The following is a 15,089-nucleotide window of genomic DNA, read 5'->3' as shown; positions in this document are numbered from 1 at the left end:
CCGGCACGAGGGCGTCGATACGCTCAGAGCCAGGCCGCAGCTCGTGGTTCCGGCCCGCATCGCGCCGCCTGAGACAACAGTATATTGCACAAAAAAATACAGTCCGTCAGTCGCGGTTCATAAGACATTGACGCAATGGGGTTTTGTCGTTTTGCTCGACTTCGATGGACGAGCTTTCATGGCGGGCATTCGCGACAGTTGTCATCGAGTGCATTTACTATCGTGCCTGTTCTAAACCCAGGAGCGATTCAGTGAAAGAAGATTACATCCGCAGGAATGCGTTTGCCATGCCTGTGCACAATCCCGCCTATCCGCGCCCGCCGTTCCGCTTCCTCAATCGCGAGTACTTCATCATCACCTACGAGACGGACCTCGACGCGTTGCGCGCCGTGGTGCCCGAGCCGCTCAAGGTGGATAACGGTCTCGTGAGCTACGAATTCATTCGCATGCCCGATACCTCGGGCTTCGGCGACTATACCGAAAGCGGCCAGGTGATTTCCGTCATCGACCCGGATGGCAACAAGGGCAGCTACACGCACGCTATGTATCTCGACGACGAAGGCCCGATCGCGGGCGGCCGCGAGATCTGGGGCTTTCCGAAGAAGCTCGCGCGGCCGCGCCTCTCCGTCGATGGCAAGGACACGCTGCTCGGCACGCTCGAATACGGCACGCAGCGCATCGCGACGGGCACGATGGGCTACAAGTATCGTCCGCTCGATCTCGAAGCAGAGCGCAAGAAGCTGGCCGAAGTGCCGAACTATCTGCTGAAGGTCCTGCCGCATGTCGACGGCACCGCGCGCGTGTGCGAACTTGTGCGCTTCTTCATGCGCGACGTGACCGTGACCGGCGCGTGGGAAGGCCCGGCAGCGCTGGAGCTGCACGCGCATGCGCTCGCGCCCGTCGCGGACCTGCCGGTGCGCAAGGTGGTCAGCGCGCGCCATGTCATCGCGAATCTCACGCTCGATATCGGCGAAGTCGCCTACGACTATCTCGCACCCGGCGACGAGCTCAAGCTCGCCGTCAATCAATAAAGCCAACAACATCAACCAGGGAACTACACATGGCACTGCAAGGGAAAGTCGCGCTCGTGACGGGCGCAGCAAGCGGCATCGGTGAACAGACGGGGCGCAAGCTCGCAGCCGACGGAGCGGCGGTCGTCATCGCCGACCTGAACATCGCGAATGCGCAGAAAGTGGCGGACAGCATCGTCGCAGCGGGCGGCAAGGCGATCGCCGTATCGATGGACGTGACGAGCGAAGACGCGGTGAACGCGGGTATCGAAGACGCGGTCGCGAAGCTCGGCGGCATCGACGTGCTGGTGTCGAACGCGGGCATTCAGATCGTCGCGCCGATCGAAGAGTATGCGTATTCGGACTGGAAGAAGATGCTCGCGATCCATCTGGATGGCGCGTTCCTCACGACGAAAGCCGCCATCAAGCACATGTACGCTTCGGGCAAGGGCGGCTCGATCATTTATATGGGATCGGTGCATTCGCATGAGGCATCGAAGCTGAAGTCGGCCTATGTGACCGCGAAGCATGGCTTGCTGGGACTCGCGCGCGTCGTCGCGAAAGAAGGCGGCCCGCGCGGCGTGCGCGCCAATGTGGTGTGCCCCGGTTTCGTGCGCACGCCGCTCGTCGAAAAGCAGATTCCCGAGCAGGCGAAAGCGCTCGGCATCTCCGAAGCGGATGTCGTCAAGAACGTGATGCTGAAGGAAACGGTCGACGGCGAATTCACGACCGTCGCCGATGTCGCGAACACGGTCGCGTTCCTCGCGGGCTTCGAATCGAATGCGCTGACGGGCCAGTCGATCGTCGTGAGCCACGGCTGGTTCATGCAATAACCCATAAGGAGAACCCATGCGCCGCAGTCAACGCAACACACTCACACAGCCGAACCACGTCGCGCTGCCGGACTACGATGAGGTTTGCCTCGTGCTGCAAGGCGGCGGCGCGCTGGGTTCGTATCAGGCCGGCGTGTTCGAAGGGCTTGCCGAAGTCGGTGTCGAGCCGACCTGGACCTCGGGCATTTCCATCGGCGCGTTGAATACCGCGATCATCGCGGGCAATGCGCCCGAAGATCGCGTGGCCGCGCTGCGCGGTTTCTGGAGCACGGTCTGCCAGCCCGCGGATCTGATCGGAAACGTGGGCGCCTACGTGCCCGCCGCGTTCGGCTTCGCGAATCTCAGCCGCAAGTTCTCGAGCATGTGGGCGGCCGTGCGCGCGGTGAGCCAGGGTCAGAATGGCTTCTATGCGCCACGCGTGGAGATTCCCGATTTTTCCGCGCATCCGCGGAGCAAGCGGCCGAGCGAGGTGAGCTATTACGACACGTCCGCCTTGCGATCGACGCTGCTGCAATATGCCGATTTCGACCGCATCAACGATGGCGACATGCGCGTGTCGGTGGGCGCGGTGAACGTGCGCAACGGCAATCTCGTCTACTTCGACAACACGAAGATGCGTCTCGCGCCTGAGCATTTCATGGCGTCGGGCGCGTTGCCGCCGGGCTTTCCGGCAGTCGAGATCGACGGCGAGTTCTATTGGGACGGCGGACTCGTGTCGAATACGCCCTTGACCGAGATCATCCGCGACTGCCAGCGCAAGGACGCGCTCGTGTTTCAGGTGGACCTGTGGAGCGCGCGCGGCACGCTGCCGGGCGATTTTCTCGATGTGAGCGAGCGCACCAAGGACATTCAGTATTCGAGCAGAACTCGTGCGATCACCGATTTTCTGGCGCATAACCGCAAGCATTCGCGGCTCATCAAGGAACTGCTCGAGCATGTTCCCGAGAAGACGCGGCGCTCCACGCCGCTGTTGCGCGAGGCGCAGAAAGTCGCCGATGGCGGTGCGGTGAATGTCGTGCATCTCATCTACAAGAACAAGTTCTTCGAAGGGCACTACAAGGACTACGAGTTCAGTAGCGACACGATGGGCGAGCACTGGGCAAGCGGGCTGGAAGACATTCGACGTTCGTTCGGCCATCCGGAGTGGTTCGAAGTGCCGAGCCACGATCTCGGTTTCGTCACGCATGACGTACATCGGCATGAGCCTGCGCCGAAGGCGACGCCCGAGATGCCGAAAGCGGTGTCGAAGAAGCTGGACGACGAGGATGTGGTCGAAGGCGTTTGAAGGCGTCGAACGTATTAACTGCTTGTCTTGCGCCGGGCGCTTTGCGCCCGGCGTTTTTTCGCGAGGCTCACATTTTAGGGACCGGTCTTGCGGTCCCTTCGTATAGGGTGAACGAACATGTAACGCGTCGTAGATGCGTTTCGATTGCACGCAAGGAAATCCAGATAATGTCCGAAGAAGATTGGATAACTGTCGCGAGAACAACTACGAACACGATCGAGGGATCGACTGTGACGGTGTTCATCAACACAACGCCGATTTGCCCGAATATGACGAACGCGCAGTTTCGAAAGCTCATGATGAGATTGCGCGATATCGCAGTAAGAATGATCGACGACCGAATCATCGCGCTCGCGACGGTCTGGATTAGGGAGAAGGAGCGTGTGCAGACATGGTTCGGGAAATCGGACGAAGGCACGCGTAAGACTTTGCTGGAAGGATTACCAAGGCTGCAAACGGTTCTTCGTGAGTTGAAGCCGGAGAATATGATTCGTTACGACGATGACTTAGGCAAAACCCTAAGTTGCGTACCCGTCGCCGATATGGGAAGCAACGATGCATCGGTATGCAAGCCTGATTCACAGAAGCGCATCATTCAGTTCTATTCGCATTTCTGTACGCTCCCGTCAGCGGATCTCCATACCAATTGCAAGCTGAAGGTGCTGATTCATGAATGTACGCATTACGTTGATGCCTTCGATTCTCTTGACAATGCATACGGGTGGGCCAGCGGACTGAAGTATTGGGCGCGAGCGCACAGCGAGGAGTCTTTGAATAACGCTGACAGCATTGCTTGCTATATCGCCCACTTCGAGGGCCTTGATCTTGACCCGGATGGACGGCTATGGAAAAGCTGAAGCAATTGCTTGTTCGGGCTGGACTGATGCTGATTGTGTGTTACGCGATGCCCGCATGCGCCTGTACGTTCTCGCAAATGCTTGACGTAGCCATTCCTTTGAATACTGTCGACATCGGCAATGCCGCACGGGTCGAAGTTGCTCAAATGGTTATCCGGGCGCGGGATTGGAGAAACGTGACCGGTGTCGATATCAAAGCGGAGATCATCAGTCCTGCCCTCGCGAGCGAGCACCGGGCCGCGGGTCTTGCTGACGCGAGAGGAAAAATGATCAAGACTTACCTGATGCAGCTTGGCTTGAAAGAGGAGAACATATTTTATGATCCTCAGGTTTTGCAGGAGCGTCAGGGAGAGACGCCGGAACAATACGAGCATTTCAGACGCACGACGATAGGTCTTCTGCCAGTTTGTGAAGGAGGATGTGACCGCCTCTGTCACGATCCTGCAATCGCACCGAATAGCCGAGGCCGCGAATAATTGAAGCAAGGCTGATTCGGGAACGCGCCTTTGCGCTACGCTGATACTCCCGCAGCGCGATTCAGGAAACGTGTATGACCGACTGGAAACCCGCGAACTATCCCTCCGTCAGCCCTTATCTCATCTGCGAGAACGCCGAAACGATCATCGCGTTTCTCGAACGCGTCTTCGATGGCGCGTTGGTCCGCCGCTTCGACCGCCCCGATGGCTCGCTGATGCACGCCGAAGTACGCATTGACGACAGCATCGTGATGATCGGCGGCGGCGCGGCCGATCATCAATCGTCCGGGCCGCATATCCACGTCTATGTGCGCGACGCGCAAGCCGTCTACGATCGCGCGATCCAGAACGGCGCGCAAAGCGTGCAAGCGCCCACCCGCAAGCGCGACGACGACGACTTCCGCGGCGGCTTTCGCGATGCCGCCGGCACGACGTGGTGGGTCGGCACGCAGTGAAGCACTAGCGCTTCTTCTTCGGCGCACGCGCTGCGGGCTTGCCGAGACTCTCGCGCAGCGCGTTCGTCAGCGATTTCAGGAACTGATCGACGGCAGGCGGCAGACGGCGTTCGCGCATCACCGTGACTTGCAACAGACGCTCGTTGAGCAAAGGCTCGTCGATGGGCGTGGCGACGAGCGTCGGCGGGCCGGGATCGCCTTCGAGCGCGACGGCGCTGCCGAGCGTGATCGCGCCGGTGAGCGCCGCGAAGTGATGCATCGCGCTGGAGTTGTTGCTCGCCAGCACGGGCTCCAGATGCACGCCGCGCGCCGAGCAGCACCAGTCGACCAGTTGACGCACGGTGGTGCCGCGATCGAGCACGGCGGTCGGATACTGAAGAATCTCGTCGAGCGTCAGGCTCGTTTTGCCCGCCAACGGATGGGTCGGCGGCAGCAGTGCGCAGACCGGCGCCTTCACGCTGTATTCGACGCTCAATGCCGTCGATGTCGATGTCGAAAACGCGAGGCCCACATCGACCTCGCCGCTCGCCACCCAATGCTCGACCTGTCCAGGCGTACCGGAACGCATCACGAAGCGCGTGCGCGGATACGCGCGATAGTGCGCCGCCATCACGCTCGGCAGAAAGCAGCGCGTGAAGCCTTCCGTGCAGCCGATGCGCACGATGCCGCGTCCGAGCGCATGCATCGCCGAGATTTCGTCGAGTACGGCGTCGCCATCCATCAGCGCGCGGCGCGCGTGCTGCACGAGCAGTTCGCCCGCTTCGGTCAGGATCATGCCGCGCGGCATGCGCTCGAAAAGCGGCGTGCCCGCCTGTTCCTCCAGCTTGGCGATCTGCCGGCTGATGGCCGATACCGCGACATGCAATTGTTCCGATGCCGCCGCGAGCGAGCCCGAACGCGCGACCTCCACGAAGTATCTGAGTGCGATGCCGTGCAGCACGACGCCTCCCCGTGCGTTGCCTTTTTGGCAATGCTATCCGCACAATTTGAAATTGTCGCGAATTTTTGGCGTTTCTAGACTGGTCGGAATTGGAAGGACAAACCAGCCGGAGACGTCGTGAAAGAACCCCAGAACACTCGCGAAACCGCCATCGCCATCGCTTGCAAGGCTTTCGATTCGGGCGCGTTTTTCGCGGACCTGCAACGCCGCGTCGCGTTTCGCACCGAGAGCCAGATTGGCGCGAATCCCGCGTTGCACGCCTATCTCACCGACGAAGTCAGCGACACGCTCGCGCGTCTCGGCTTCACCGCGCGCATCGTGGACAATCCGGTCGCGGGCGGGCCGCCGTTTCTGATCGCCGAACGACACGAGTCCGATGACCTGCCGACCGTGCTCACCTACGGTCACGGCGATGTCGTGCGCGGCTACGACGAGCAATGGCGCGCCGGTCTGAAGCCGTGGGACATCGTCATCGACGAAGACCGCTGGTACGGTCGCGGCACCGCCGACAACAAGGGGCAGCATTCGGTCAACTTCGCGGCGCTCGCGGCGGTGCTGACGGCGCGCGAAGGCAGGCTCGGCTATAACGTGAAGGTGATCTTCGAGACCGGCGAAGAGATTGGCTCGCCGGGCCTGAACGAGGTCTGCGCCGCGCACGCGGACGCGCTTGCGGCAAACGTGTTCATCGCCTCCGATGGGCCGCGCGTGTCCGCCGAACGTCCGACGCTCTTTCTCGGTTCGCGCGGCGGCGTGCCGTTCGAGCTGACCGTGAACCTGCGCGAAGGCGGTCATCACTCGGGCAACTGGGGCGGCGTGCTGCGCAATCCGGCGGTCGTGCTGTCGCATGCGATCGCGAGTCTCGTCGATCGGAACGGGCGTATCGCGGTCGATGGATTGCGGCCGCCGCCGATCTCGCAAGCCGTGCGCGAAGCACTCGCCGATATCGAACTGGGCCGCGACGACAGCTCGCCCGAGATCGATCCGACGTGGGGCGAGCCGGGCCTCACGCCGACCGAGCGCGTGATCGGCTGGAACGCACTCGAAGTGCTCGCGATGAAATCCGGCAACGCCGACGCGCCCGTCAACGCAATACCGCCCGTCGCAAAGGCGGTGTGCCAGTTGCGCTTCGTGGTCGGCACGGACTGGGAGAATGTGCAGACGCATCTGGAGCGTCATTTCGCCGAGCATGGTTTCGATGAAGTGAAGGTCGAAGCGACGCGCGGCACGCCCGCGACGCGTCTCGATCTCGACGACCCCTGGGTGAGATGGACGCTGGATTCCATGCGCGCGACGACCGGCAAAAAGCCCGCGTTGTTGCCGAACCTGGGCGGCACGGTGCCCAACGATGTCTTCGCCAAAACGCTCGGCCTGCCTACGCTCTGGGTGCCGCATTCGTATCCCGCGTGCAATCAGCACGCGCCGAACGAGCACGTGCTTGGCTCCGTGATGCGCGAATCGCTCGGCGTGATGGCGGGCCTCTGGTGGGATCTCGGCGACAAGGGCGCCGCACTCATCGCCATGCGCGACGCGCATTGATCAACCGCTACTCATGACACGCTGACATCATGAACAAAAAGCCTCTGAGCCTGACGCAGATCGTGCTCGCGACTTCGGTCGGCAACGCGCTCGAATGGTTCGATATCGCGATCTATGCGTTTTTCGCGGTGTATATCGCGAAGAACTTCTTCCCGGCCGCGAACGAGACGGCGTCGATGCTGCTCACGTTCGGCTCGTTCGGCGCGTCCTATCTGGTGCGCCCGATCGGCGGCATGGTGCTCGGCGCTTACGCGGACAAGCGCGGACGCAAGGCGGCGCTGATGATGTCGGTGGGCCTGATGATGATCGGCACGGCGATCATCGCGGTGATTCCGACTTATGCATCGATCGGGCTGATCGCGCCGGCGGGCGTGTTCATCGCGCGGCTGATTCAAGGCTTCTCCGCGGGCGGCGAATTCGGCCCTTCGACGGCGATGCTGATCGAGCACGCACCCGACCGGCGCGGCCTGCTCGCGAGCTGGCAGTTCGCGACGCAAGGGCTCGCGACCTTGCTTGCGTCGCTCTTCGGCTTCGCGCTCGCCAAGCTGATGCCCGCCGCGGATCTCGCCGCGTGGGGCTGGCGCATTCCGTTCTTCTTCGGCTTGCTGATCGGGCCGGCGGGCTTGTTCCTGCGCCGCTATCTCGAAGACGCAACCGATTACACCGAAGCCGAGCACACGTCGACGCCGGTCCGCGATGTCTTCGCGCGGCAGAAGACCTTGCTGCTGGTTTCGATCGGCGCGCTGACGGTGTCGACGGCGGTGAACTATCTGCTGCAGTACGTGCCGACGTTCGCGATCCGCGAGCTGCATCTGGACGCATCGACCGGTTTTGCGGCGAGCATGGTCGCGGGCTTCATGCTGACGTTCGTCACGCCGTTCGCGGGGCATCTCTCCGACAAGATCGGCCGCGTGAAGCAGATGTCGACGGCAGCATTGCTGTTGTTCGTGACGGGCTATCCGGCGTTCGCGTATGTCGTGTCGCATGTGTCGGTGCCGGCGCTGTTTGCGCTCGTCGCGTGGCTTGCGCTGCTCAAGGCGATCTACTTCGGCGCGCTGCCGGCATTGATGTCGGAGATTTTTCCGGTGTCGACGCGCGCGACCGGCATGTCGATTGGCTACAACATCGGCGTGACGGTGTTCGGCGGCTTCACGCCCGCGATCATCATCTGGCTGCTGAGCTCGACGGGCAGCAAGGCGGCGCCGAGCTTCTACATGATGTTCACGGCGGTGATCAGTCTCGCGGCGCTGGCGGCGGTGAGCCGGGGGAAGGGCGGGGTGAGGGAGTTGCGCGTCGCGGCGTGATGGTGCGATGAGAGCCAGGCAAAGGCCACGCGAGCGCGTGGCCTTTGCCGTTTTTCGGACGTCGGGCAGCAATGCTCAGTGCCGTCTGTCGCGCTCGCCGTAGGCCAGCGTCGCCGGATCGGTCCGCGTGAAGCTGAGGTATTGCGGGACCTTCAGCGTGCCGGCCGGCGCGAACGTCCAGTATCCGCCCGTCACGACGTCGTACTTGCGCACTTCGCCGGTCTGGAAGATCGGCACGTAGAGATATCCGCCGGGGCCGAACACGATTGCCTGCGCCGAAGTCTGTTGCGCCGCGTTGGCCTGGTCGAGCTCGATATGAAACGGATCGACCCTGAACTGCCCGCTGATCCGCTCCTCCGCACGAACGATCAGGATTCTGTCGAGGTCGGTCATGTCCGCCCGAAAGCTCGTGATGAAAAGGTCTCCGTTGGGCGCGAAGACTAGACCTTCCGGACGATGCAGGTTGTTTGCATTCTTCTTGCAGTCGATCGAGTTCTGCAGAACGATATCCTTGAACCTGAGTTCGACGGGATCGAAGCGCGCGACGCCGCCGCCGCACGGGTTCGGCAGATACCGGTAGGAAACGTACAAGTATCCGTCCGGGCCGAGCACGATGCCGCGCGGATGAAACTCGGGCGCGATCGTTCCGGGATGGTCCAGATTCGGATTCAGATCTCCGCGGAATCTGACGTGGTTGTCGGTGACGCGAAACACGAGCAGCTTGCCTTCCACAGGGCCGGCATCGCTGGTGGCATCGCCAAGATCGGCGATGAACAGCAAGCGGCTGCCATCGTGCAGACGAAGGAGGACGATCCCGCGCGGCGCAAAGGGCGCATGCGGGTCATCGGCGGACACGATCGGCGCGCCCGGCCTGACGTCGCGGCCGAACTGGATCACCGCGCCGCTGAATTCCGTGCCGGCGTTCTGATTGGCGACGATCATTCGGCCTTCGTCGAAGAGAATGCCATTCGGGCCATGCAGGCCGCCGCTGTCGTCGGGCAGCCGGGCGATCACATTTCCGGTGCGAGTGCTGAGGAACTGGACCGTCGAGTTCTTTACCTCCCCATCGGTGCCCACATCGCCCCAATCGCCGATTGCGAGGACATCGTCGTCTGCGCGGGAATCGGCATGGCCGTCCGCATAGGCACTGGTCACGAAAGCAAGAGAAACGGCGCTCAACGCGCACGCCACGAACGACCGAATGCGATGCTGTCTCTTCATCATCATCACAGCCTCCTTGTTGTTAGACGGGAAACACGCGCTCTCGCGCGATCCCGTCGCAACCTTACGCGTTTGGAAGGCCGAGCTATGTTTTCGGTGTCAGAACTCCCGTTTCGCGAAAACAATGGTGTGAGTTTTAGTCCGTCAGCAAACCCGAGAAACCGATACTCGCATTGATTTATCCGCAGGCTCCTGTGAGAAAAAATCGACCGATTCCCACGTTTCCCCCTATGTCTCGCCTCCCTTGCGCGATGGTCTACTCATCTCACCGGTTGACCACACTCGTGCGCTACGCCTGGAGGAGACATGAACGTTGCAGAAACGCAGTCCGTCGAGCGATCGGCGATCAGGAAAGTGTCGTGGCGGCTCGTGCCGTTCGTCGCGCTGATGTTCTTCATCAACTTTCTCGACCGGACCGCGATCTCATTCGCCGGACCGAACGGGATGACCAAGGATCTCGGCCTCACCGCTGCGCAGTTCGGTCTCGCGGCGGGCGTGTTCTTCATCGGCTATATCGTGCTGGAGATTCCCAGCAATCTCGCGTTGCACAAGTTCGGCGCGCGCCGCTGGCTCGCACGCATCATGGTGACGTGGGGCATCGTCGCGCTGCTCTTCACGTGGGTCAGCAGCATCGGCGGCCTCTATACGCTGCGCTTTCTGCTGGGCGTCGCGGAAGCGGGCTTCTTCCCCGGCGCGATTCTCTTCCTCAGCATGTGGGTGCCGGCGAAGCATCGCAGCCATATCCTCGCGCTCTTCTATCTCGCGCGGCCGCTCACGATCGTCATCGGCGCGCCGCTCGCCGCGCTCCTGATCGAAGCGCACGGTCTCTTCGGTCTCGCCGGCTGGCGCATCATGTTCTTCGGCGTCGCGGTGCCCGCGATTCTCGTCGGCGTGATCGCGTGGTTCTATCTGACCGACAGACCCGCCGACGCCAAATGGCTCACGACCGCCGAACGCGACTGGCTCGTCACGCGCCTCGAAGAAGAGGACCGCGCGAAGGGCGCATCGGGCGCGCAGGGCCACGGCAACCCGATGGCCGCGCTGATGAGCGGACGCGTCTGGCTCTTCGCGCTGATGTACTTCGGCCTGATCTATGGTCTCTATGCGCTGGCGTTCTTCCTGCCGACGATCATCGGCGGCTTCGAAACGCGCTTCGGCACGCACTTCAACGTGTTCCAGAAGGGCTTGATCACCGCGATTCCGTATCTGCCTGCCGCCATCGCACTGTTCCTCTGGAGCCGTGACGCAACGAAGCGCGGCGTGCGCTCGTGGCATATCGCGGTGCCCGCGCTGATCGGCGCGGTGAGCGTGCCGCTCGCGCTGCAAATGGGCTCGCCCGCCGCGACCATCGCCGTGATCACCGTGACGGCCTGCGCGATCTTCTCCGCGCTGCCGAACTTCTGGGCGCTGCCGGCGCGCTTCCTGTCGGGCGCCGCGGCGGCCGCGGGCATCGCGCTGATCAATACGGTCGGCAATCTCGCGGGCTTCGTCGCGCCGTATGTCACCGGCGTGGCGAAGGACATGACCGGCTCGTATCAGGTGCCGATGCTGATCGTCGGCGCAGTGATGCTGATGTCCGCCGCGCTCGCCTTCGCGATCGGACGGACGAGCGACCAACGCGCGCCCGACGCCGTCGCGGCGAACGCACATTGAACATTCACCTCACAAAGGAATACTGAAATGAACGAAAAGATCGCGTTGTTCGGCGCGGGCGGCAAGATGGGCGTGCGTCTCTCGAGCAATCTGCTGAAGTCTGATTTCCGTGTCGCGCACGTCGAGCCGGGCGCCGCAGGACAGAAGCGCCTGAAGGACGAACTGGGCATCGAATGCGTGTCCGCCGATGCCGCGCTCGACGGCGCCGACGTCGTCATCCTCGCCGTGCCCGATACGCTTATCGGCAAGCTGTCGCACGAGATCGCGCCGAAGCTGCCGCCCGGCACGATGGTCATGACGCTCGATGCCGCCGCGCCCTTCGCAGGCCATCTTCCGGAGCGCAAGGATCTGACGTACTTCGTCGCGCATCCGTGCCATCCGATCATCTTCAACTACGACCTCGACGAAAAATCGCTGCACGATCACTTCGGCGGCGCGCATGCGAAGCAGTCGATCGTCAGCGCGCTGATGCAAGGGCCCGAAGAAGCGTTCGATCTCGGCGAGGCGGTCGCGAAGGTGATCTATGCGCCGATCCTGCGCTCGTATCGTCTGACCGTCGATCAGATGGCGATTCTGGAGCCGGGTTTGTCGGAAACGATCTGCGCGACGCTGCTCTACGTGATGCGCGAAGCAATGGACGAAACCATCAAGCGCGGCGTGCCCGAACAGGCCGCGCGCGACTTCCTGCTCGGCCACATGAACATTCTCGGCGCGGTGATCTTCAACGAGATTCCCGGCGCGTTCTCCGATGCGTGCAACAAGGCGATCGAGTTCGGCAAGCCGCGTCTCATGCGCGACGACTGGAAGAAGGTGTTCGACCGCGAAGAGATCGCGGAAAGCATTCGCCGCATCACGTAAGCACGCAATTGCACGGCATCGTTGAAATCGACTTGTGAGGAAATGACTGTGAGCGAACGCATCCACGCCACTTACTGGCTCGAAACCGGCGTCGACCCGCGCACTGCCGCCGAAACGATCGCGGGCGAGCAGTCGAGCGGCACCTTCATCGCGCTGCCCAACGAGACGCCCGAACTCAAGGCGCGCTCGGGCGCGCGCGTCGAGCGGCTCGAAGTGCTTGACCATAGCGAGACGCCGAGCCTGGCGGGCGGCGCGGAGTCGAAGTGCTACACGCAATGCACGCTCGAACTGTCGTGGCCGATCGAAAACTTCGGGCCGTCGCTGCCGAATCTGATGTCGACGATCGCGGGCAATCTCTTCGAATTGCGGCAGGTGTCGGGCTTGCGGCTCACGGGTCTGCGCCTGCCCGATTCGTTCGCGAAGGCGTATCCGGGGCCCGCGTTCGGCATCGAAGGCACGCGCAAGCTGTCGGGCGTGCAGCACGGGCCGCTCATCGGCACGATCATCAAGCCGAGCGTCGGTTTGTCGCCGCAGGAAACGGCGGAGCAGGTGAAGGCGCTGGTGGCGGGCGGCATCGACTTCATCAAGGATGACGAACTGCAGGCCGACGGCTCGCATTGCCCGTTCGATGAACGGGTGCGTGCGGTGATGCGCGTCGTGAACGATCACGCCGAGCGCACCGGCAAGAAGGTGATGGTCGCGTTCAACGTGACCGGCGACCTCGATCAGATGAAGCGCCGCCACGATCTCGTGCTCGAACAGGGCGGCACCTGCGTGATGGCGGTGCTCAATTCGATCGGGCTCGTCGGCATGCACGCGTTGCGCAAGCATAGCCAGTTGCCGATTCACGCGCATCGCGCCGGCTGGGGCTATCTGACGCGCAGCGAAGCGCTCGGCTGGGACTACGCGCCGTGGCAGATGCTGTGGCGTCTCGCGGGCGCGGATCATCTGCACGTGAACGGCTTGCGCAACAAGTTCAGCGAGTCCGACGAAAGCGTGATCGCGGCGGCGCGTGCGGTGCTGTCGCCGGTGATGGAATCGGCGCCGCTGACCGCGATGCCCGTCTTCAGCTCCGGGCAGACGGGTCTGCAAGCCGCCGATACGTATGCGGCGATCGGCTGCGCGGACCTGATCCACACGGCGGGCGGCGGCATCTTCGGGCATCCGGGCGGCGTGGCGGCAGGCGTCGAGGCGCTGCGCGAGGCGTGGGTCGCGGCGATGGAAGGCGTGCCGCTCGCGCGTCATGCCGAACGCAATCCCGCGTTGCAGGCCGCGCTGGGGTTCTGGAAATGAACGCGCAATGGCCCGATGGCCTGCTTCTAACGTACTACGGCGACGATTTCACCGGCTCGACCGACGCGATGGAAGCGATGACCGCTGCCGGCGTGCCGACGCTTCTTTGTCTGCAAGCGCCCACGCCCGAACTGCTCGCGCGCTTTCCCGGCGTGCGCTGCGTGGGACTCGCGGGATCGTCGCGCGGGCGCAGTCCGCAATGGATGGACGACGAGCTGCCGCGCGCCTTCTCGGATCTCGCCGCACTCGGCGCGCCGATTCTGCAATACAAGGTCTGCTCGACCTTCGATTCATCGCCGCAGACGGGTTCGATCGGGCGCGCGATCGATATCGGCGTGACGCACATGCACGGCGCGTGGTCGCCGATGATCGTCGGCGCGCCGCGTCTGAAGCGCTATCAGGCGTTCGGCAATCTGTTCGCGGCGGTGGAGGGAGAAGGTTATCGGCTGGACCGTCATCCGACGATGTCGCGCCATCCCGTCACGCCGATGGACGAAGCGGATCTGCGCGTGCATCTGGCGCGTCAGACCCGGCGCGACATCGGGCTCATCGACTTCGTGCAGCTTCGCTCGGATCAGGCACGTGAACGCCTGAACGCGTTGATGCAAAGAGACACGCCCGTCGTCCTGATCGACGTGCTCGACGAAGAAACGCTCGCCGCCGCCGGCAAGCTCGTCTGGGAAGCGCGTGGCGAAGGCGTGTTCACGGCGTCGTCGTCGGGATTGCAATACGCGCTCGCCGCGCACTGGCGCGCGTGCGGGCTCGTGCCGCAGACGCCCGGTTTGCCCGTCGCGAGCGCTGTCGATGTGATCGCGGCCGTCAGCGGAAGCTGTTCGCCGGTGACCGCGGGACAGATCCGCTGGGCGCGCGAAAACGGCTTTTGCGTCGAGCGTCTGGACTTGCGCCGCGCGCTCGATGCGCCATCGCGCGAAGCCGAGATCGAGCGCGTCGTCGGCATCGCGGCGCAAGCCGTGCGCGAAGGCCGAAGCCCGCTCGTGTTCAGCGCCGAAGGCCCCGACGATCCCACCGTGCTCGCCTTCGACGATATCGCAGCAGAAGCCGCGCTGAGCCGCGCCGAAGCCGCGCGCCGCGTCGGTGAAACGCTCGCCGACGTGATGCGCAGGCTGCTCGATCGCACGCCGTTGCGCCGCGTCGTCGTGGCGGGCGGCGACAGTTCGGGCGAAGTCGCGGGCAAGCTCGGCATCACGGCGCTGAGCGTCGCGGCGGGCATGGCGCCGGGCGCGCCGCTGTGCCGCGCATGGTCCGACGATCCCGCCCGCGACGGCCTCGAAATCGTGCTGAAAGGCGGCCAGATCGGCGGCGTGTCCTTCTTCGGGAGCGTGCGCGACGGCGTGGCCTGAGCGCGTC

The 15,089-nt window shown here is 63.2% G+C and carries 14 protein-coding genes; 12 read left to right on the top strand and 2 right to left on the bottom strand.

Annotated features, from left to right (window positions below; all coding sequences use genetic code 11):
* Window positions 1-251 precede the first annotated feature (251 nt).
* The 6 genes from AWB74_RS06895 to AWB74_RS06870 all read left to right on the top strand — a co-directional run bounded on the left by AWB74_RS06895 (window position 252) and on the right by AWB74_RS06870 (window position 4,916).
* Complete coding sequence (locus tag AWB74_RS06895; RefSeq protein WP_087038872.1) at window positions 252-1,031, top strand: acetoacetate decarboxylase; 780 nt, start codon at window positions 252-254, stop codon at window positions 1,029-1,031.
* A gap of 29 nt (window positions 1,032-1,060) precedes the next feature.
* Window positions 1,061-1,843 (top strand): 3-hydroxybutyrate dehydrogenase, encoded by a 783-nt coding sequence (locus AWB74_RS06890; RefSeq protein ID WP_061146036.1) that lies wholly within the window; start codon window positions 1,061-1,063, stop codon window positions 1,841-1,843.
* Between the two features lie 16 nt (window positions 1,844-1,859).
* Window positions 1,860-3,128: a DUF3734 domain-containing protein gene (locus tag AWB74_RS06885; protein ID WP_061146035.1), complete on the top strand. Its 1,269-nt coding sequence runs from the start codon at window positions 1,860-1,862 to the stop codon at window positions 3,126-3,128.
* Between the two features lie 167 nt (window positions 3,129-3,295).
* Window positions 3,296-3,985: a M35 family metallo-endopeptidase gene (locus tag AWB74_RS06880; protein ID WP_061146034.1), complete on the top strand. Its 690-nt coding sequence runs from the start codon at window positions 3,296-3,298 to the stop codon at window positions 3,983-3,985.
* Window positions 3,973-4,461 (top strand): hypothetical protein, encoded by a 489-nt coding sequence (locus tag AWB74_RS06875; protein WP_061146033.1) that lies wholly within the window; start codon window positions 3,973-3,975, stop codon window positions 4,459-4,461. The genes AWB74_RS06880 and AWB74_RS06875 overlap by 13 nt, the downstream gene beginning before the upstream one ends.
* A gap of 74 nt (window positions 4,462-4,535) precedes the next feature.
* The gene (locus tag AWB74_RS06870; protein ID WP_061146032.1) at window positions 4,536-4,916 is read left to right on the top strand and encodes a VOC family protein; all 381 of its coding nucleotides are present in this window, start codon (window positions 4,536-4,538) and stop codon (window positions 4,914-4,916) included.
* A gap of 4 nt (window positions 4,917-4,920) precedes the next feature.
* Here AWB74_RS06870 and AWB74_RS06865 read toward each other — a convergent pair whose 3' ends face one another.
* Window positions 4,921-5,856: a LysR family transcriptional regulator gene (locus AWB74_RS06865; RefSeq protein WP_061146031.1), complete on the bottom strand. Its 936-nt coding sequence runs from the start codon at window positions 5,854-5,856 to the stop codon at window positions 4,921-4,923.
* Window positions 5,857-5,973: 117 nt separating this feature from the next.
* Between AWB74_RS06865 and AWB74_RS06860 the strand changes: the two genes are divergently transcribed.
* Window positions 5,974-7,392 (top strand): M20 family metallopeptidase, encoded by a 1,419-nt coding sequence (locus tag AWB74_RS06860; RefSeq protein ID WP_061146030.1) that lies wholly within the window; start codon window positions 5,974-5,976, stop codon window positions 7,390-7,392.
* 26 nt (window positions 7,393-7,418) lie between these two features.
* The gene (locus AWB74_RS06855; protein WP_061146029.1) at window positions 7,419-8,696 is read left to right on the top strand and encodes an MFS transporter; all 1,278 of its coding nucleotides are present in this window, start codon (window positions 7,419-7,421) and stop codon (window positions 8,694-8,696) included.
* 75 nt (window positions 8,697-8,771) lie between these two features.
* On the opposite strand, the gene AWB74_RS06850 is transcribed toward AWB74_RS06855, so the two are convergent.
* Window positions 8,772-9,923: an NHL repeat-containing protein gene (locus AWB74_RS06850; protein ID WP_061146028.1), complete on the bottom strand. Its 1,152-nt coding sequence runs from the start codon at window positions 9,921-9,923 to the stop codon at window positions 8,772-8,774.
* Between the two features lie 300 nt (window positions 9,924-10,223).
* Between AWB74_RS06850 and AWB74_RS06845 the strand changes: the two genes are divergently transcribed.
* From AWB74_RS06845 to oiaK, 4 genes are read left to right on the top strand one after another with little or no spacing between them, the layout of a single operon-like run.
* Window positions 10,224-11,570, top strand: coding sequence for an MFS transporter (locus tag AWB74_RS06845; RefSeq protein ID WP_061146027.1), 1,347 nt, complete (start codon window positions 10,224-10,226; stop codon window positions 11,568-11,570).
* A 27-nt stretch (window positions 11,571-11,597) separates the two neighbouring features.
* On the top strand, window positions 11,598-12,428 hold the full coding sequence (locus AWB74_RS06840; protein WP_061146026.1) for a phosphogluconate dehydrogenase C-terminal domain-containing protein: 831 nt from the start codon (window positions 11,598-11,600) through the stop codon (window positions 12,426-12,428).
* 42 nt (window positions 12,429-12,470) lie between these two features.
* Window positions 12,471-13,721 carry a ribulose-bisphosphate carboxylase large subunit family protein gene (locus tag AWB74_RS06835; RefSeq protein ID WP_200821936.1) on the top strand — a complete coding sequence of 417 codons (1,251 nt, stop codon included), beginning with the start codon at window positions 12,471-12,473 and terminating at the stop codon, window positions 13,719-13,721.
* Window positions 13,718-15,082: a 3-oxo-isoapionate kinase OiaK gene (gene oiaK / locus AWB74_RS06830; protein ID WP_061146025.1), complete on the top strand. Its 1,365-nt coding sequence runs from the start codon at window positions 13,718-13,720 to the stop codon at window positions 15,080-15,082. The genes AWB74_RS06835 and oiaK overlap by 4 nt, the downstream gene beginning before the upstream one ends.
* Window positions 15,083-15,089 lie beyond the last annotated feature (7 nt).

Origin of the sequence: Caballeronia arvi (assembly GCF_001544695.2) — a bacterium.
In the GTDB taxonomy this organism is placed as follows: Bacteria; Pseudomonadota; Gammaproteobacteria; order Burkholderiales; family Burkholderiaceae; genus Caballeronia; species Caballeronia arvi.
This window is presented reverse-complemented; position numbering and strand designations above follow the sequence as displayed.